Raw genomic sequence first — 16,842 nt, 5'->3', positions numbered from 1 at the left:
GGGCTCGCGCGGGAGCCCCGGGCTATCCGTCCAGTTCTGCCAGCAGCGCCCGGACGCGCCGATCGATCTCGTCGCGGATCGGGCGGATCTGCGCGGCGGAGAGTCCGGCCGGGTCGTCGAGTTTCCAGTCGAGGTAACGCTTTCCCGGGAAAACCGGGCAGGCGTCGCCGCAGCCCATGGTGATGACGACGTCCGCCGCCGACACCGCGTCGGTGGTGAGTTTCTTCGGAAACTCCCGGGAGACGTCGATGCCGATCTCGGCCATCACCTCGACCACCGCCGGGTTCACCTCGTTCCCGGGCGCTGATCCGGCGGAGCGGACGGCGACGCGTCCGTCCGCGTGCTGGTGCAGCAGCGCGGCGGCCATCTGCGAACGGCCCGCGTTGTGGACACAGACGAACAGGACTTCCGGCGTGCGCACACGACCTCCACTCCGAAACCGGCGCCGAAGCGCCAGCGAGACATAGACCAAGCCCACCAGCACCGGCACCTCGATCAGCGGCCCGACCACGCCGGCCAGCGCCTGTCCGCTCTTCGCCCCGAAGGTCGCGATCGCGACCGCGATGGCCAGCTCGAAGTTGTTGCCCGCGGCGGTGAACGCCAGTGTGGTGGTGCGTTCGTAGGACAGGCCGATCGCCTTGCCGAGCGTGTACGACCCGGCCCACATCAGCCCGAAGTAGGCCAGCAGGGGCACCGCGATCCGGGCGACGTCCAGCGGTCGCGCGGTGATCTGGTCGCCCTGCAGCGCGAACAGCACGACGATGGTGAACAGCAGCCCGTACAGTGCGGCCGGGCCGATCCGCGGCAGGAACCGGTTCTCGTACCACTCCCGGCCTTTCGCCCGCTCGCCGAGGCGGCGGGTGAGATACCCGGCGACGAGCGGGATGCCGAGGAAGATCAGCACGCTTTTCGCGATCTGCCAGCCGGACACCGTCAGATCGGTCTGTGGCAGGCCGAGCCAGCCCGGCAGCACCGAGAGATAGAACCAGCCCAGCAATCCGAACGCGACCACTTGGAACACCGAGTTCAGCGCGACCAGCACCGCGGCGGCTTCGCGATCTCCGCAGGCGAGGTCGTTCCAGATGATCACCATCGCGATGCACCGGGCCAGCCCGACGATGATCAGGCCGGTGCGGTACTCGGGCAGGTCGGGCACCAGCAGCCAGGCGAGTGTGAACATCAGCGCCGGCCCGACCAGCCAGTTCAGCACCAGTGACGGCCACAGCAGCCGCCGGTCGCGGGTGACCGAGGACAGCCGGTCGTAGCGGACCTTCGCCAGCACCGGGTACATCATCACCAGCAGGCCGAGTGCGATCGGCAGGGAGATGCCGTCCACCTGTACGGCGGACACCGCGGTGTTCAGCCCGGGAATCCACCGTCCGGCAAGGAGTCCGGCGGCCATCGCGGCACCGATCCAGACCGGCAGCAGGCGATCCAGCGTGGACAGCCGGGCGGGCCTGGTCATGCCGGCGCCGGGACGTCGCCCGGGACGAGCACGGCGGAAAGCCGGGCCAGCACCTCGGGGTGGACGCGGTAGTAGATCCAGGTGCCGCGCCGTTCGCCGGTGGTCAGGCCGGACTCGCGCAGCACCTTGAGGTGGTGCGAGATGGTCGGGCCGGTCAGCTCGAACGCGTCGGTGAGGTCGCAGACGCAGGCCTCGCCTCCCTCGTGCGAGGCGATCAGGGACAGCAGTCGCAGCCGTACCGGGTCGGCTATCGCCTTGAACAGCTTGGCCAGGTCGACGGCTTGCTCCTCGCTCAGCGGCTCGCGGGCAAGCGGTGAACAGCAGGCGTCCATCGCGACGATCGGCAGCTGTTTCGGCATGCGTCTATCTTGACAGACGTCTATTCAAGCGGCAATCTGAGGGCACTGTTTAGACAATCTTCTAATCAAGGAGTGCGGATGTCTCGTGTGCAGCTGGCCCTGCGGGTCGGCGATCTCGAAGGCTCGGTCGACTTCTACTCGAAGCTGTTCGGCGTCGAACCGGCCAAGCGGCGACCTGGTTACGCCAACTTCGCGGTGGCTGAACCGGCGCTGAAGCTCGTGCTGCTGGAAGGCGAGCCGGGCCAGGCGACCGTGATGGACCACCTGGGCGTCGAGGTGGAATCGACCGACGAGGTCAGCGCGGCGAGCAAGCGCCTGACCGGCGAAGGGCTGGACACCCTGCCGGAAGACAACACCACCTGCTGCTACGCCGTACAGGACAAGGTGTGGGTGCACGGCCCCGGGCAGGAGCCGTGGGAGGTCTACACGGTAAAGGCGGACTCGCAGACGTTCGGTCCGGAGGCCACGGAGTGCTGCACCCCCCCGCGGCACCAGTGATCAGTAAGGCTTCTCGGTAGCTGGTGCAGGGTGCTACCTGACCCGATGGCTTGGTACGCGATGCTGAAGTACGTGAAGGGAACATCGAGGTACTCAGAGTCCCTCAGGGTTCCCTTCACGCACTTCTGCGGGAGCGGGGTTGCCTCGTCCCCGCTGGCGTCCTGGCGGGCATCGCGATGCCTAACCCGCCGCTCTCGGCCTTGCTGAGGAAACCTCAGTAAGCCGGCAGCAGCTGCACGTCGTCGAGGTTGACGTACTCGATCCGGTGGCCGAACTGGACCTGCACGTACGTCGTCTTCCCTCGCACCACCACGTGCTGCGCCGGGTCGAACGTGGTGGCCCACAGGTACTCCGACGGCTGGAAGCCGTTTACCGCGTACCGCTGGCCCGCGGCGAACGTGTACGGCATCGGCGCGAGTGCCTGCGGCGGGATGTTCGCCGGATACGCGGACGCTTCCGGGTATGCGCGGCCGTAGACCGGGATGGTCGCCTTGCCCGGCTTGGGCGTGGCGATCATCCCGGACGCGGGCACGGCGGCGGGTGCGGTGCCCGGGTTGTGGAACCAGGCTTTCTGCCCCAGGTACCAGATCGCTGTCCATTCGCCGCTGCGGTCGGCGACCGCGTACTGCTGGCCGGTGGCCGCCCGGCTGCCCACATCGGACACATCCATTGTGGACGGACCGGTGCCGTGCAGTCCGGGGTCGGAGACCAGGGGCGCGGAATCACTCGGCGCGGTGTGCAGCACCACAGCTTCGGAATTCATGGCCGGGCAAGGGTTTCCGGAGCCGATCTGGTCGCAGCCGGTGAACGTCTGCGGGTTGCGCTGGTAGTCCGGGGCGATCGTGACGAGCGGCGAGCTGGTGCTGCCGGTGCGGTGCGGCGGAGCGCCGAGCAGCTCGAAGTAGTGCTGCCAGTCCCAGTACGGGCCCGGGTCCCAGTGCATGCCGGCGATGGTCGCCGGAGTGGTGCCGGGCACGTTGTCGTGGCCGATGATGTGCGCGCGGTCCAGTGGGATGCGGTAGCGGCCGGCGAGGTAGCGCACCAGTTTCGCGGACGAGCGGTACATCGCCTCGGTGAACCAGGTTCCTTGCGCGGCAAAGCCTTCGTGTTCGATGCCGATCGACTTCGAGTTCACGTACCAGTTCCCGGCGTGCCAGCCGACGTCCTTGGTCGGCACGTGCTGCGCGATCAGGCCGTCCTGCGACCGGACCGTGTAGTGCCAGGCGAGGTACGTCGGATCCTGCACGAGCTTGAGCGCCTGGTCCCAGGTCGTCTCGGTGTCGTGGATGACGATGTAGTCGATCTTCTGGCTCGTCGGCCGGTCCGCGACGTCGTGGTTGCCGTAGCTGCCGACGGGCAGCTGCTGATATGGCGCGGGCACCGATTCGCACGCCACCGACTCCGGACACTCGGCTGCCGGCGGAGCGTCCGCTCGCAGCCCCAGTCGGTCCGCCTGGGTACGGTCCGGCTTCACGTCCTTCGCGGCCGCGAGCGCGACGTTCTGGCCGTCATCGGTCGTACGCATCACGCCGCTGCTGATGGTGCCGTAGACCTCGTCGGCGAACGATCGCGCCGCCGCCACGTCTTCGGAACCGCTGTAGCGCGCCACCGCGCCGTACCAGTCCTTAGCGGCTTCGCTGCGTACCCCTAGCTGTCGTTGGTACTGCGCGAGCAGCGCCGCGCCGCCGCGGATGTTCTGCTTTGGGTCCGTACGCACTGTCGTCGCGTCAGTGCGCAGCAAAGCGGCTGCCGCGTCTGCGGTCTGCAGGCTCGGCGAAGCAGTGGTCGGCGGCGGTGCCATCGGCCGGAAGCCCGGACGCGCGTCGTCGCCACGAGGGTCGTCGCTGGGGCCGAACTCGCCGGTCGCCCCGGCAGTGCGCAGGTCGGTGAGATGCATCGGGCCGTAGCCGGCGGCGGTGCTGGGCGTGCCCGCGTGGTCGTCCCAGCGGGACTCCAAATAGGAGACGCCGAGCAGCACGTCGAGCGGTACGCCGAACTCGCCGGCCGCGGCCGCGAAATCGCGCTGACGCTGACTGCCCGGCGCGGCGGCTGCCTGTGCCGGCGCGGTCAGCACGGTCAGCCCGGCCAGCAGTGCCAGCCCGGCGCCGGCGGCGGCGATCCGGTGAACTGAACGAGACATGATGGAAACCCCCAGGTTCGATGGCCATCGGGGGTGAATTTAACGGCTGACCGGGGCCTGGGCGAGCGCGCCGACGGGGGTCTGCGCCGAGCGGTCGAACGGCGCGTTCGCTCTCGTCCCGGCCGCGCCTGGCCAGCCGGTGCGGGACGATCAGACCGCGGAGCCCGGGCATCCTGTTCGTCAGGGCGGACGGACGGCGAGCCCGGTCACGCCGCCGGGCCGGATCGCGGAACCGGCCCGGAACAAAGCCGCCGGTCAGCCGCTTCCGCGACACGTTTCGCCACGTCAAACCGACCCTCCTTGCGAAGCTGGCACTCCCATGGCTAGAGTGCTAATCGAACGGCCCGGACACGCCCCGGCACCCGCGACGGCGGGGGTGGTATGAGCCGTAACAAGTCATCATGCCGACGCTTTCGACGACCGTGGAGGTCAACCCGGTGAGCGTGAACATCAAGCCGCTCGAGGACAAGATCGTTGTCCAGACGAGCGAGGCCGAGGAGACGACCGCTTCCGGCCTCGTCATCCCCGACACCGCCAAGGAGAAGCCCCAGGAGGGCAAGGTTCTGGCCGTTGGCCCGGGCCGCATCGACGACAAGGGCAACCGCGTTCCGCTGGACGTGGCTGTCGGCGACGTCGTCATCTACTCCAAGTACGGCGGCACCGAGGTCAAGTACAACGGCGAGGACTACCTGATCCTCTCCGCCCGCGACGTGCTGGCCGTCATCAACTGACGCGTCACTCGCAGCGCAAGGACGCCCCGGGCCCCGCACGATGCCGGGGTACGGGGCGTTTTGCGTCGCACGACCAACCGAAAGGTAAGCGGAAAGCGTTATGCCCAAGCAGATCAGTTTCGACGAGGACGCTCGTCGCGCGCTCGAGCGCGGGGTGAACAAGCTCGCCGACGCGGTCAAGGTCACCCTCGGCCCGCGCGGTCGCCACGTCGTTCTCGACAAGAAGTTCGGCGGTCCGACGATCACCCTCGACGGTGTCACGGTCGCTCGCGAGATCGAGCTCGACGACCCGTTCGAGAACCTCGGCGCGCAGCTCGCGAAGAGCGTCGCCACCAAGACCAACGACGTCGCGGGCGACGGCACCACCACCGCCACCGTGCTCGCCCAGTCGCTGGTGAAGCACGGCCTGCGCAACGTGGCCGCCGGTGCCAACCCGACCTCGCTCGGCAAGGGCATCGAGGCGGCCGCGGAGAAGGTCGTCGAGGTCCTGAAGTCCAAGGCCACCCCGGTCAAGGGCCGCGACGAGATCGCGCAGGTCGGCACCGTCACCTCGCGTGACTCGGCCATCGGCGCGCTGCTCGGCGAGGCCGTCGAGCGGGTCGGCGAAGACGGCGTGATCACCATCGAGGAGTCGTCCACGCTGGCGACCGAGCTCGTGATCACCGAGGGCGTCCAGTTCGACAAGGGCTTCCTGTCGGCGCACTTCGCGACGAACCCGGAGGACCAGAAGGCGATCCTCGAGGACGCCTACATCCTGCTGCACCGCGAGAAGATCTCGGCGCTGGCCGACCTGCTTCCGGTGCTGGAGAAGGTCGTCGAGGCGAAGAAGCCGCTGCTCATCATCGCCGAGGACGTCGACGGCGAGGCGCTGTCCACCCTCGTGGTGAACTCGCTGCGCAAGACGATCACCGCGGTGGCCGTCAAGGCCCCGTTCTTCGGCGACCGCCGCAAGGCGTTCCTGGACGACCTCGCGGTCGTCACCGGCGGCGAGGTGATCTCCGCGGAGATCGGCCGCAAGCTGTCCGAGGTCGACCTCGGCTCGCTGGGCAAGGCCCGCCGCGTCGTCGTCACCAAGGACGACACGACGATCGTCGACGGCGGCGGCACCAAGGAAGCCATCGCCGGGCGGACCGCGCAGATCCGCAAGGAGATCGAGACCACCGACTCCGACTGGGACCGCGAAAAGCTGCAGGAGCGGCTCGCGAAGCTCGGCGGCGGCGTGGCCGTGATCAAGGTCGGCGCGGCCACCGAGACCGAGCTGAACGAGCGCAAGCACCGCATCGAGGACGCCGTGGCTTCCACCAAGGCGGCCGTCGAAGAGGGCATCCTGCCCGGCGGCGGCTCGGCGCTGGTGCACGCGGTCAAAGAGTTGGCAGGGCTCGAGTCCGAGTTCTCCGGCGACGAGGCCACCGGCGTGCGCATCGTCCGCGACGCGCTCACCGCTCCGCTCTTCTGGATCGCGTCGAACGCGGGCCACGAGGGCGCGGTCATCGTGCACAAGGTCCAGGAGCAGGGCTGGGGCCAGGGCTTCAACGCGGCCACCGGCGAACTGACCGACCTGATCGCGGCCGGCATCGTCGACCCGGTCAAGGTCACCCGCTCGGCCGTCTCGAACGCGGCGTCCATCGCCCGGCTCGTGCTGACCACGGAGAGCTCCGTGGTCGAGAAGCCGGCCGACGAGGAGCCCGAGGCCGGCCACGGCCACGCGCACTGACGCGGTTTTCGTGAAACGGGGCGGCATCCCTTGGGGTGCCGCCCCGTTTTTCATGGCTTGAGCCGCCAGCGGATCTCGCCGTCGTGCCAGTCGGCAGTCCGCACGAGCCCGGCCGCGGCCGCGACCCGGGCGGAGGCGTGATGGTCCGGGTGGATGTGGGCGACGACCTCGTCGACCGGTTGCCGAGCCAGCCAGCCGACCAGCCCTCGCGCGGCTTCGGTCGCGATGCCGCGTCCTTGCCACGGCGTGCCCACCACCCAGGCTATTTCGGCTGTTCGCTCGGCGACTGTCGCTTGGACCGTGCCCGTCAAGCAGGAATCGGCGCGCAGCCGGATGACCCAGTTCAACCAGGACACGGCCGGGTCGGGAGAGCCGGCCGTCATGCGCTGGTAGCGCTGGCGGAGGGTTTCGACCGGATCCGGGGCACCGCCGATGTAGGTGTGCAGGGCCGGATCGGCCAGCACGATCGCCATTTCGTCGGCGTGTGCCACCCGCAGCGGCAGGAGATCGAGCCGCGGAGTCTCGATCACTGAAGTCACCGCTGTTTCCGGGGCATGGTGTCGACCGGATGGCTGAAGCACGCGACCCGCCAGACCGCCGGTTCGCTGGGCGGCGATCTGCGGGCGGCGCGGCTGCCGGTTGCCTCAGGTCGTGTGACGCGCGGCTGGATGCGGGGCCAGCCGGCTGCCGCGTCGTCCGCGCGGAAGCGCACCCGGAAGATCATGTCCTGGAGCATAGGGAAGACGCGGCCGCGGACCGCGGCTTTCTCCGGCCTCAGGCCGTGAACCCGCCATCCACCGTGATCGCGGTCCCAGTGATGTACCGCCCGCCCGGACCCGCGAGGTGCGCCACCGTCGCCGCGATGTCTTCCGGTTCGCAGAAGTGCCCCAGTGCGATGTTCGCCAGCTGCTGGCCCGCGTGCGGACCGTCCGGCCGGTTCATGTCCGTGCTCGTCGAACCCGGGTGCACGACGGTCGCCGTGATGCCGCGTTCGCTCAGGTCGCGGGCCAGTGCCCGGGTCATCCCGACCAACGCGGCCTTGCTCGCCGAGTACAGGCTCAGTCCGCCGAACGGCGCGCGTTCGGCCAAGTCGCTGCCGATCGACACGATCCGTCCTCCTCGGCCCAGGTGCGCCAGCGCGGCGCGGATGGCGACCAGTGGTGCGCGGACGTGGATCGCCAGGGTGCGGTCGATCGTCTCGTTCGTCAGCTGGTCGATCGGGCCTGCCGGGAAGATGCCGGCGTTGTTCACCAGCACGTCCAGCCCGCCGAGCTCGGCCGCGGTCTGGTCGACCGCGCCGGTCACCGCGTCCGCGTCGGCGGCGTCCGCCCGCAGAGCCAGGCCGCGGCGGCCCAGTTTCTCGATCTTGGCTACCACTTCCGCGGCCCGGTCGGCGGCGCGTTCGTAGGTGATCGCGACGTCCGCGCCGTCCTCGGCCAGCCGGAGTGCGATCGCCGCGCCGATGCCGCGGCTTCCGCCGGTGATCAGCGCGACCTTGCCGTCCAGGGTCCCCATGCTCCACCCCTTTCTGTAGTGATAGCTAAATAAATAGCGACGTAGGATGGGCCGGGTCAAGGATTCTGTATCGTTCGCTAAAGAAGGTGGTCCATGTCACCGCGTGGCCGTCCTCGCGCGTTCGACCGCGAGGCGGCGCTCACCAAGGCCATGTTCGTGTTCTGGGAGCGTGGCTACGAAGGCGCTTCGCTGGCGGAGCTCACCGAAGCGATGGGCATCCGTCCGCCGAGCCTCTATGCGGCCTTCGGTGACAAAGAGTCGCTGTTCCGCGAAGCGGTTGAGCACTACCAGTCTGCGTACGGGCACTACACCGGACGCGCGCTGCGAGAGCAGCCGACGGCTCGTGAAGCGATCGAGGCGCTGCTTCGCGACAATGCCCGCGCATACGTCGAGCCTGGGCACCCCAAAGGCTGCATGGTCGTGCTGGCGGCGACCAACTGCACGCCAGCCAACGCGTCGGTCTGGAAGTACCTCGCTGCTTCGCGGGATAGCGTGCGAGAGCAGATCCGGGAGCGCCTTCGCCGCGGAGTGGACGAAGGCGATCTCGCCGCCACCGTCGACACCGAAGCGCTCGCCGCGCTCTACACGACCGTGTTCTACGGCCTGTCCATGCAGGCGCGCGACGGAGTCACCCTCGACACCCTGATGACCGTGGTCGACCTCGCGCTCGAGTGGTGGCCGAAAGACAGCGGAGGGGCGGTGTCCGAGGTGGACACCGCCCCTTCCGCGCCATGCTGAAGACTCAGACGTGCGCCATCGTCAACGCACGTTTGTCCTGCTTGATGATGTGGTCTCGTTCCGATTCGGACAGTCCGCCCCAGATGCCGTAGGGCTCGTGCACGGCGAGCGCGTGCTTGCGGCACAGGTCCAGCACCGGGCAGGACAGGCAGATCGCCTTGGCCCTGGCCTCGCGCCGCGCCCTCGCCGGCCCCCGCTCTCCGTCCGGGTGGAAGAAGGAACCGCTGTCCATCCCCCGGCACGACCCCTCCAGCTGCCAGTCCCACATATCTGCATTGGGGCCGGGGAGCCTGCGCGTGTCTGCCATCCTGACCGCCTCCGTCATCCGGTCGATGCCATTAGCTGCTCTGCTGTGGTGCCGATACTCCATTCGGTGCAACGGCGGTAACGTTAGAAGCGCGCCAATAGTTGTTCAATAGATCCGCGGCGATTCAGCCGTTAGGCATCCCCCGGATGTGTGAGCTGGGCTTTTGGCTCGGGTTGCCGGGACCGCTCGCGGGCTGGATATTGACCGGGTGGGATCAGGCGATGGAGAACCCACCCTGCCGGTGGCCTCGGTCGCCCGTCGGCTCGGTGTCGCGCCGTCCACCCTTCGAACCTGGGACCGTCGCTACGGTCTCGGTCCCAGCCGGCACACGGACGGGCGGCATCGCCGCTACGGCAGTTCCGACATCGGACGCCTTGAGCTCATGCAACGCGCGCTGCTTCGCGGCGCGTCCACGGCGGAGGCCGCGCGGTATGCGTTGGAACAGATGCCGCGAGCGGACGCGGTGCCAGCGCCCGCGCAGCCCGTGGAAGCCAACGGATCGAAGGCGCCCGTAGACGACGGCGAAGTCCCTTCTCGGCTCGCGCGCCGGCTGAGCACCGCAGCGCTGGCCATGGACGTTGGCGCGGTTCAGCGGATGCTCGCTGACGCGATTGGCGAGCTAGGCGTCCTGTCTGCGTGGTCTGGCGTGATCGACCCAGTACTGACGGCGTTAGGCGCGCGGTGGCGCGGCGTGCACGCGGGCGCCGAAGTCGAGTATCTGCTGGCTGAGTGCGTGTACGCGGCACTAGTGCGAGCGACGCCGGTTCTCGACGAGCCTCGTAACCAACGGCCAGTCCTTCTTGCCTGCGTGCCGGAAGAACGGGACAACATGCCGGTGTACGCGCTCGCGGCCGCGCTCGCCGGGCGACGGATCGGCGCGCAGCTTTTCGGAATCGCCTTGCCGTCAGAAGTGCTCGCGGTCGCCGTACGGCGAAGCGCGCCAGCGGCAGTCGTGCTCTGGGCGCATCGGTCGGACGCGGACTCTCGGCTGTTCACGCGCATCTCTCGGGGAAGGCAGCGGAGCCGGTTGTTCGCGTGCGGCCCCGGCTGGGATCCCGGGATGTTGCCGCCCAAGGTCGAGTTGCTGCCGGATCTCGGCGCCGCGGCAAACCGCGTCGAGCATGTTCTTGTCGGTGCTCCGCGATAGAAAGATCCGGTGGACGAAGAAGCACTGGCCGCTGTCGCGTTCGGTTCAGGCACCAGTCTGCCGGACTCGATACCTCGCGACGGATCGCCAAGGCGGCGCCTCCTGGCGGCCATCGTGCTGGGCGCTCGCGGCCGGTATGCGGCCGCGGCGGCATTGCTCGAGCCGCTGCGGCGAGCAGCGGATCCGGTGACGGCTTCGCTCGCCGGAAGCACGCTCGCGTCGCATCGGCGGCAGCTGGGCGGGCACACGGCGGCGCGGAAGCTGGACGGTCAGGCGCTGCTCGCCGTCGGGCTGACCGCAACGGACACTCGGGCACAAACGACAGGAAACACCCAACTGTCTCCCCGGTCCGCCGAACCGAGCGACTACGGGCTGGACCTGGCTGGAGCCCGAGCCGACGCGCTTCTCGGACTGGCTGCCGACAACCTCGCGCTCGGTCGCACTTCCGCCGCCCGCCGGCTGGCGGTCCGCGCCGCGCAGGCGGACCGGCGTTGGCGCGCGACCGTCCGCGGCGGCTGGGTCGCCGCCGAGACCGAACTTGCCGACGGGCAGCCCGAAGCGGCTATCGCCCCAGCTCAGCTCGCATACGACACGGCTGTTTCCAGGGGGGCGGCCCGGCACGTCGTGAAGTCCGGCATCGTCCTCGGCGTCGCGCTGCACGCCGCCGGCCGGCCCGGTGCGCGCGAACTCGTCATCGCCGCGTTCGAGGCCGCCGAGAAGCAGGGGCTGGACTCGCTCGGCTGGGTGGCCGCCCAGGTCGCCGCCGACCTGGACCCCGGCCGGGCCGAGGAGTATCGATTCAGGAGCCGGGAGGTGTTGCACGCAGTGTTACGGCACGCGGATCCTGGGGTGACGCGCATCGCACTCGAATCCCCGTGGGTGCCCGTCGGACCCCAGTAGGCCTGCGGGAACAGGCGTTCCGGCAACTGGGCTAAGAAACTTCAAAAAAAGCCACCGGATCGTGTCAAGGTTCGGGCTAAAGCGTCCGATAGGGGAAGTGGAATGTCACCCGGCTGCAGGAAGGAAACCCCGTGACGACGGTCTTGATCTGCGACGACCGACGCAGTGTCCGCGAAGGGCTCACCCGTGTGATGTCCGCGGTGCCTGGGGTCAGTCGCATCGACTGCGTAGCGCACGGTGACGAGCTGCTGGCCCGGTACACCCGTCAGCCGGTCGACGTCGTGCTGGTCGGGACGCAACGCGCGGTCCCGACGGGCGTCGAGGCCACTCGCCGGCTCGTCTCCGCGAACCCCCAGGCGAACGTGATCGTGTTCGGCGCCCCGGACGACGCGGGCAGCATCGCCGCGGCGATCGCCGGCGGAGCCCGCGGCTACCTGCGCTGGGACGCTTCGCGCCCCGAGCTGGTCGCCGCGCTGGCGCACACGCTGGCCAGCACCTCGGTGCCGGCGCCGCGGCAGCCGTCCGACCCGGGCGTGCAGCTCACCGAGCGCGAGCTGCAGGTCCTGCGCGGCATGAGCCAGGGCAAGAGCAACGGCCAGATCGGCCGCGAGCTGTACCTCTCCGAGGACACCGTGAAGACGCACGCGCGGCGGCTGTTCCGCAAGCTCGGCGTCCGCGACCGCGCACAGGCCGTCGCGCACGGCTTCCGGCGCGGCCTGGTGTCCTGACCGGCTGAGAGACATCCGGCAAACGGGGACTTCCGATCCGACTCCCGCGGTGACGAACGGGCCAGGGCAGCCGCCCTGGCCCGTACCTGTTGTCCTGTTGCCGAAACCTGTTGTCTTGTTCCCGACGCGCACGCGCCGCCCAGGTCCCCACCGAGCGACGGCACTGCCCGAACTACCGCCAACCTGCGCAAACCCCGGTCGGCCCGATTCACTCGGGCGGCGCTTCCGGGACCGGCGCGCCGGTCACCACCTCTGGCGGTTGTCTGGCAGGACTCCGACGGTACGGTAGCGGTGACCGGCGGGCGGGTATGACCACGCGCCGGATTCTTTGCACGCCTACACGTAACGCTGGGACTGTTGTCTGCGATGGCCACTGTGGGGGATGGACTGGACGAGCCGGTCGCCGCCGCTGTCGAGGGAGACCCTCAGGCAGTCGAGCGGTTGCTGGCCGCCATTCGTCCTCTGGTGGTGCGGTACTGCCGCGCCCGGGTAGGCAGGCAGGAGCGTTCGTTCGCTTCGGCAGACGACGTTGCGCAGGAGGTGTGTCTCGCGGTGCTCACGGCATTGCCCTCGTACCGTGACCAGGGCCGCCCCTTCCTGGCGTTCGTCTATGGGATCGCACAGCACAAGGTCGCCGACGCGCACCGCGCCGCGGGACGCAACCGGGCCGATCCGGTCGCCGAGATCCCGGACGAGATCGAGAACAGCGTCGGCCCGGAGCAGCGCGCTCTGCAGGGCGAGCTGAACGAGCGGATGGCGCAGTTGCTGCAGGTGCTGCCGGACAAGCAACGGGAAATTGTCGTGCTGCGAGTCGTAGTCGGACTGTCGGCGGAGGAGACGGCGGAAGCCGTCGGGTCCACGCCGGGTGCGGTCCGGGTGGCTCAGCACCGCGCGCTGGCCCGTTTGCGTAAGGTGCTCGCCGCCGAGGAGGTGATCTGAGTGACCGACCGCAAAGACCGGGACCGAGACTTGTCGTCCTCCGCGCACGGGGACGACCTGACCGGTTACGAAGCGGAGGCCGACGGGGACCTCACGGCTATCCAAGCCGACGACGCCCTGCTCGACGCGCTCGGCGGAACCGATCCGACGGTTGCTGACGGGCTCGGGGACCAGGAACTGAACGCGCTGCTGCTCGCGTGGCGCCGCGACATCGACAGCGAACCGCTGGGCGAGCTCGTGGACGCCGACACCGCGGTCCGCACCGTCAAGAGCGCCGCGTCGGCGCGCAAATACTCGAGCCGCGGCCGGCGCCGCCGCGTTTTCGTGCCGGTGGCGGCCGCGTGCGCTGCCGCCGCCATCGCTTTCACCGGCACCGGCCTCGCCGCGCGCGACGCTCAGCCGGGAGACACGCTGTGGGGCCTGACGAAGGTCCTGTACGCCGACCACGCCCGCTCCGTCGAGGCCGCCGCCGCAGCCAAGCTCGACCTGGAGAAAGCGAACCTGGCGCTGGCCGACAACCGCCTCGCCGATGCCCGCCGGGCACTCGCCGACGCGCAGGCCGCGCTCACCCAGGTCGCCGAGTCGGACAACCGTGATCAGCTCCTGCAGCAGCACCGTCAGCTGGCTCAGCAGCTCGGTGTGCCGACCACGTCGCCGACCGGGAACAAGCCCTCGGTCCCGCCGTCCATTCCGCCGGTGGACAACCCGGCCAGCAGCGCCGCGCACCAGCCGCAGCCCGGCCAGCCGAGTTCGCTGCCGGCGACCGGGACGAAGGTGCCGGACCCGTCGATGACGCCGCCTCCGCCGGTCACGTCCACGCCGAGTTCGTCTGCGCCGAGCACCAGCGCGACGGCGAACGACCCGGGTGGCAGCCCGCGCAACGAGACGTCGCAAGGCGCCGGTGTACCGAACGGGACCAGCAGCGGCTCGTAGTTCGCCCGAAGGTCCCGGCACGTCCAGTGCCGGGACCTTTTTCGTCGTCGAGGGGAGCGCTCGATGCTGGCTTTCGGAGAGCCCTACGAGACCGGGGACGGGACAGTGCTCGTCACCGTCACCCGGGCCGGCCGGCGAGGCGGGCAGGGGCGGCCGGTCGGGCTGTACACGGTGACCGCGGACGGGGTGACCTGGACGCCGGCGGTCGACCAGCACCGAATCGCGATGATCGGGGTGTGCACGGGTTTCGTGGCAGCCGCGCTCGCGACGTTCGCGGTGGCGCGGCGTCCGCCGTGGCCGGCGTTGACCGAGCCGGTGATGAAACGGTTCGCCGAAGCCAAGCTTGAGGAAGTCCGGCGGCTGGACCGCTGAGCGCGGGGCCGGACCTGGCGCGGCGACCCAGGTCCGTGAAGGACCCCTTGAGGGAACCTGAGTCCGGCAAGGGCCCCTTCACGGCAGTTCCGCCGTAAAGCGAAGCGAACAGGATCACGCGACGACTAGCGGTCCGGCGAACGAAAGAAGGTCCTGGTGGCCAAGCTCACCAGGACCTTCTTCGCCACAAAAGTCAGTACGCGCTCTCGTTCGCGGTGACCCCGTCCGCGAAGCCGCGGCAGTAGTCCCAGCTCACGTAGTCGGCCGGGTTCGGGTCGAAAGCGGGCTCGTGCGGGCGCATCCGGCCGTCCGACAGCAGCTGCTCCAGGCTCGCCCGCAGCAGCGTCCAGTCGTGATAGTGGGGTTCGTCGCATTCGCCGCAGTCGACCACGATGCCGCGGACCCCGCGAGGCTCCAGCAGGGCCTGGTACACCGCGAGGTCGGACAGGTCGGCCAGCAGCTCGGTGCGCTCGTCCGCGCTGATCGGCTCTTCCAGGTGGTCGTCGGGGTCGGGGATGGCCCGGGCCGGATCGTCCGGGTCGTCCGCGAACGGATCGGGGGGCAACACATCGTGCGGCACGGCCTGCACGCTACCCGTCGGGCCACCCACCCGGACCAGTGCCCCGGCCCGGATATCATGAGGGGAAGGCCCGACCACCCTCGGCCGCGTCAGGCACCGCTGCCCGCGACTCCAGCCCACTCCCGAGCCCACTCCCGCCAGGAAGGCCCTTCGCCCCTCATGACCAGCGAAAGCATCACCCCCTCCGTGCCCAGCAAGTTCGCGATGCTCGGCTTGACCTTCGACGACGTGCTGCTGCTTCCCGCGGAATCGGACGTGGTGCCCAGCCAGGTCGACACCAGCACCCGGCTCACCCGCAACATCACGCTGAACGTGCCGCTGGTGTCCGCGGCGATGGACACCGTGACCGAGGCGCGGATGGCGATCGCGATGGCCCGCCAGGGCGGCGTGGGCGTGCTGCAGCGCAACCTGCCGATCGAGGAGCAGGCGGCGGCGGTCGAGGTAGTCAAGCGGTCCGAGGCGGGCATGGTCACCGACCCGGTCACCTGTTCTCCGGACGACACGCTCGCCGAGGTCGACGCGCTGTGCGCGCGGTTCCGGATCTCCGGCGTGCCGGTCACCGACGCGTCCGGCGCGCTGGTGGGCATCATCACCAACCGCGACATGCGGTTCGAGGTGGATCACACCCGCCTGGTCCGCGAGGTCATGACCAAGACGCCGCTGATCACCGCACAGGTCGGGGTCACCGCGGAGGCGGCGCTCGGTTTGCTGCGCCGGCACAAGATCGAGAAGCTGCCGATCGTGGACGGCGCGGGCAAGCTGCGCGGCCTGATCACCGTCAAGGACTTCGTGAAGACCGAGCAGTACCCGCTCGCGTCGAAGGACCCGGACGGCAGGCTGATCGTCGGCGCCGCGGTCGGCGTCGGCCCGGACGGGCACAAGCGCGCGATGGCGCTGGCCGAGGCCGGCGTGGACGTGTTGATGGTCGACACCGCGCACGGCCACTCGCGCGCGGTCGTCGAGACCGTGCGGCTGCTGAAGAAAGAACTGGGCGAGACGGTCGACATCGTCGGCGGCAACGTGGCGACCCGCGCGGGCGCGCAGGCGCTGGTGGACGCGGGCGTGGACGGTGTGAAGGTCGGCGTCGGCCCGGGCTCCATCTGCACCACCCGTATCGTCGCCGGCGTCGGCGTGCCGCAGATCTCCGCGATCTACGAGGCCGACCTGGCGTGCCGCCCGGCTGGCGTGCCGGTGATCGGCGACGGCGGCATCCAGTACTCCGGCGACATCGCGAAGGCCATCGCGGCCGGCGCGTCCACCGTCATGCTGGGCAGCCTGCTGGCCGGCACCGCCGAATCTCCGGGCGACCTGATTCTGGTCAACGGCAAGCAGTTCAAGGTCTACCGCGGCATGGGCTCGCTGGGCGCCATGCAGTCGCGCGGCCAGGCGAAGTCGTACTCCAAGGACCGCTACGCCCAGGACGACGTGCTCAACGAGGACAAGCTGGTGCCGGAAGGCATCGAAGGCCGCATCCCGTTCCGCGGCCCGCTGTCGAACGTGGTCCACCAGCTCGTCGGCGGGCTGCGCGCGGGCATGGGCTACGCGGGCGCGGAGACGGTCGCGCAGCTGCAGGAGCGGCAGCTGGTCCGGATCACCGCGGCCGGGCTCAAGGAAAGCCACCCGCACGACGTCACCATGACGGTCGAAGCGCCGAACTACACGACCCGCTGATCAACTCGTTCTGCCCGGTTCGCCCGCTCCGTCCGCCCGCCCTGGTCGTCCAGCGACGGGGGACGGGGCGGGCGAACGCGGTTTTCCGGAGGGTTGACCAGCTTC

At 69.6% G+C, this 16,842-nt stretch carries 19 protein-coding genes and 1 pseudogene; 11 read left to right on the top strand and 9 right to left on the bottom strand.

Annotated elements, in window-relative coordinates; genetic code table 11:
• Positions 1–22: 22 nt before the first annotated feature.
• The 3 genes and pseudogenes from AMYBE_RS45880 to AMYBE_RS0128070 form a co-directional block, all read right to left on the bottom strand.
• On the bottom strand, positions 23–421 hold the full coding sequence (locus AMYBE_RS45880) for an arsenate reductase ArsC (protein WP_211226990.1): 399 nt from the start codon (positions 419–421) through the stop codon (positions 23–25).
• Between the two features lie 15 nt (positions 422–436).
• A pseudogene (gene arsB, locus AMYBE_RS0128075) lies at positions 437–1,465 on the bottom strand (ACR3 family arsenite efflux transporter); the annotation flags it as partial.
• The gene (locus AMYBE_RS0128070; protein ID WP_020662731.1) at positions 1,462–1,824 is read right to left on the bottom strand and encodes an ArsR/SmtB family transcription factor; all 363 of its coding nucleotides are present in this window, start codon (positions 1,822–1,824) and stop codon (positions 1,462–1,464) included. The pseudogene arsB and the gene AMYBE_RS0128070, both read right to left, overlap by 4 nt.
• Positions 1,825–1,902: 78 nt before the next feature.
• Between AMYBE_RS0128070 and AMYBE_RS0128065 the strand changes: the two genes are divergently transcribed.
• A complete protein-coding gene (locus AMYBE_RS0128065; RefSeq protein WP_027928093.1) occupies positions 1,903–2,322 on the top strand; it encodes an ArsI/CadI family heavy metal resistance metalloenzyme in 420 nt (139 codons plus the stop codon).
• Positions 2,323–2,536: 214 nt separating this feature from the next.
• Here AMYBE_RS0128065 and AMYBE_RS0128060 read toward each other — a convergent pair whose 3' ends face one another.
• Positions 2,537–4,462 (bottom strand): N-acetylmuramoyl-L-alanine amidase, encoded by a 1,926-nt coding sequence (locus AMYBE_RS0128060; protein ID WP_020662729.1) that lies wholly within the window; start codon positions 4,460–4,462, stop codon positions 2,537–2,539.
• A gap of 437 nt (positions 4,463–4,899) precedes the next feature.
• Here AMYBE_RS0128060 and groES point away from each other — a divergent pair, with 437 nt between their 5' ends.
• The gene (gene groES, locus AMYBE_RS0128055) at positions 4,900–5,193 is read left to right on the top strand and encodes a co-chaperone GroES (protein ID WP_009072407.1); all 294 of its coding nucleotides are present in this window, start codon (positions 4,900–4,902) and stop codon (positions 5,191–5,193) included.
• 100 nt (positions 5,194–5,293) lie between these two features.
• Positions 5,294–6,907 (top strand): chaperonin GroEL, encoded by a 1,614-nt coding sequence (gene groL / locus AMYBE_RS0128050; RefSeq protein ID WP_020662727.1) that lies wholly within the window; start codon positions 5,294–5,296, stop codon positions 6,905–6,907.
• 50 nt (positions 6,908–6,957) lie between these two features.
• Here groL and AMYBE_RS0128045 read toward each other — a convergent pair whose 3' ends face one another.
• Genes AMYBE_RS0128045 through AMYBE_RS0128035 form a run of 3 tightly spaced genes read right to left on the bottom strand, consistent with a single transcriptional unit; the run spans position 6,958 to position 8,422 of the window.
• Positions 6,958–7,437, bottom strand: coding sequence for a GNAT family N-acetyltransferase (locus AMYBE_RS0128045; protein ID WP_245573259.1), 480 nt, complete (start codon positions 7,435–7,437; stop codon positions 6,958–6,960).
• Between the two features lie 5 nt (positions 7,438–7,442).
• A complete protein-coding gene (locus AMYBE_RS45110) occupies positions 7,443–7,631 on the bottom strand; it encodes a hypothetical protein (RefSeq protein WP_154676313.1) in 189 nt (62 codons plus the stop codon).
• A gap of 50 nt (positions 7,632–7,681) precedes the next feature.
• Positions 7,682–8,422, bottom strand: coding sequence for an SDR family NAD(P)-dependent oxidoreductase (locus AMYBE_RS0128035; protein WP_020662724.1), 741 nt, complete (start codon positions 8,420–8,422; stop codon positions 7,682–7,684).
• A gap of 93 nt (positions 8,423–8,515) precedes the next feature.
• Between AMYBE_RS0128035 and AMYBE_RS0128030 the strand changes: the two genes are divergently transcribed.
• Positions 8,516–9,160: a TetR/AcrR family transcriptional regulator gene (locus tag AMYBE_RS0128030; protein WP_020662723.1), complete on the top strand. Its 645-nt coding sequence runs from the start codon at positions 8,516–8,518 to the stop codon at positions 9,158–9,160.
• A gap of 4 nt (positions 9,161–9,164) precedes the next feature.
• Here the strand turns inward: AMYBE_RS0128030 and AMYBE_RS0128025 are convergent, their stop codons facing one another.
• Positions 9,165–9,467, bottom strand: a complete 303-nt coding sequence (locus tag AMYBE_RS0128025) for a WhiB family transcriptional regulator (RefSeq protein WP_034289321.1) — start codon at positions 9,465–9,467, stop codon at positions 9,165–9,167.
• Between the two features lie 241 nt (positions 9,468–9,708).
• On the opposite strand from AMYBE_RS0128025, the gene AMYBE_RS0128020 reads away from it, so the two are divergent.
• From AMYBE_RS0128020 to AMYBE_RS0127995, 6 genes are all read left to right on the top strand, one after another.
• Positions 9,709–10,614, top strand: coding sequence for a MerR family transcriptional regulator (locus AMYBE_RS0128020; RefSeq protein WP_020662721.1), 906 nt, complete (start codon positions 9,709–9,711; stop codon positions 10,612–10,614).
• A 9-nt stretch (positions 10,615–10,623) separates the two neighbouring features.
• Positions 10,624–11,514, top strand: coding sequence for a hypothetical protein (locus tag AMYBE_RS0128015; protein WP_027928091.1), 891 nt, complete (start codon positions 10,624–10,626; stop codon positions 11,512–11,514).
• A 131-nt stretch (positions 11,515–11,645) separates the two neighbouring features.
• Positions 11,646–12,242: a response regulator transcription factor gene (locus tag AMYBE_RS0128010; RefSeq protein ID WP_020662719.1), complete on the top strand. Its 597-nt coding sequence runs from the start codon at positions 11,646–11,648 to the stop codon at positions 12,240–12,242.
• Between the two features lie 366 nt (positions 12,243–12,608).
• Positions 12,609–13,181: a sigma-70 family RNA polymerase sigma factor gene (locus AMYBE_RS0128005; protein WP_020662718.1), complete on the top strand. Its 573-nt coding sequence runs from the start codon at positions 12,609–12,611 to the stop codon at positions 13,179–13,181.
• Positions 13,182–14,114 carry an anti-sigma-D factor RsdA gene (locus tag AMYBE_RS0128000; RefSeq protein ID WP_020662717.1) on the top strand — a complete coding sequence of 311 codons (933 nt, stop codon included), beginning with the start codon at positions 13,182–13,184 and terminating at the stop codon, positions 14,112–14,114.
• 63 nt (positions 14,115–14,177) lie between these two features.
• Positions 14,178–14,486 carry a hypothetical protein gene (locus tag AMYBE_RS0127995; protein ID WP_020662716.1) on the top strand — a complete coding sequence of 103 codons (309 nt, stop codon included), beginning with the start codon at positions 14,178–14,180 and terminating at the stop codon, positions 14,484–14,486.
• A 193-nt stretch (positions 14,487–14,679) separates the two neighbouring features.
• Here the strand turns inward: AMYBE_RS0127995 and AMYBE_RS0127990 are convergent, their stop codons facing one another.
• Positions 14,680–15,075 (bottom strand): DUF5319 domain-containing protein, encoded by a 396-nt coding sequence (locus AMYBE_RS0127990; RefSeq protein ID WP_020662715.1) that lies wholly within the window; start codon positions 15,073–15,075, stop codon positions 14,680–14,682.
• Positions 15,076–15,225: 150 nt separating this feature from the next.
• Here AMYBE_RS0127990 and guaB point away from each other — a divergent pair, with 150 nt between their 5' ends.
• On the top strand, positions 15,226–16,737 hold the full coding sequence (gene guaB, locus AMYBE_RS0127985; RefSeq protein WP_020662714.1) for an IMP dehydrogenase: 1,512 nt from the start codon (positions 15,226–15,228) through the stop codon (positions 16,735–16,737).
• Positions 16,738–16,842: the final 105 nt, after the last annotated feature.

This window comes from Amycolatopsis benzoatilytica AK 16/65 (genome assembly GCF_000383915.1).
Lineage (GTDB): Bacteria > Actinomycetota > Actinomycetes > Mycobacteriales > Pseudonocardiaceae > Amycolatopsis > Amycolatopsis benzoatilytica.
The sequence above is the reverse complement of the archived record's forward strand: the minus strand, read 5'-3'. Positions and strand labels throughout refer to the sequence as shown.

Bases quoted from the DNA above. Each gene is read 5' to 3' on its own strand.
- AMYBE_RS0128070 (WP_020662731.1), bottom strand. From the start codon at position 1,824: ATGCCGAAACAGCTGCCGATCGTCGCGATGGACGCCTGCTGTTCACCG.
- AMYBE_RS0128065 (WP_027928093.1), top strand. From the start codon at position 1,903: ATGTCTCGTGTGCAGCTGGCCCTGCGGGTCGGCGATCTCGAAGGCTCG.
- AMYBE_RS0128060 (WP_020662729.1), bottom strand. From the start codon at position 4,462: ATGTCTCGTTCAGTTCACCGGATCGCCGCCGCCGGCGCCGGGCTGGCA.
- groL (WP_020662727.1), top strand. From the start codon at position 5,294: ATGCCCAAGCAGATCAGTTTCGACGAGGACGCTCGTCGCGCGCTCGAG.
- AMYBE_RS45110 (WP_154676313.1), bottom strand. From the start codon at position 7,631: ATGATCTTCCGGGTGCGCTTCCGCGCGGACGACGCGGCAGCCGGCTGG.
- AMYBE_RS0128035 (WP_020662724.1), bottom strand. From the start codon at position 8,422: ATGGGGACCCTGGACGGCAAGGTCGCGCTGATCACCGGCGGAAGCCGC.
- AMYBE_RS0128030 (WP_020662723.1), top strand. From the start codon at position 8,516: ATGTCACCGCGTGGCCGTCCTCGCGCGTTCGACCGCGAGGCGGCGCTC.
- AMYBE_RS0128025 (WP_034289321.1), bottom strand. From the start codon at position 9,467: ATGGCAGACACGCGCAGGCTCCCCGGCCCCAATGCAGATATGTGGGAC.
- AMYBE_RS0128005 (WP_020662718.1), top strand. From the start codon at position 12,609: ATGGCCACTGTGGGGGATGGACTGGACGAGCCGGTCGCCGCCGCTGTC.
- AMYBE_RS0127995 (WP_020662716.1), top strand. From the start codon at position 14,178: ATGCTGGCTTTCGGAGAGCCCTACGAGACCGGGGACGGGACAGTGCTC.
- guaB (WP_020662714.1), top strand. From the start codon at position 15,226: ATGACCAGCGAAAGCATCACCCCCTCCGTGCCCAGCAAGTTCGCGATG.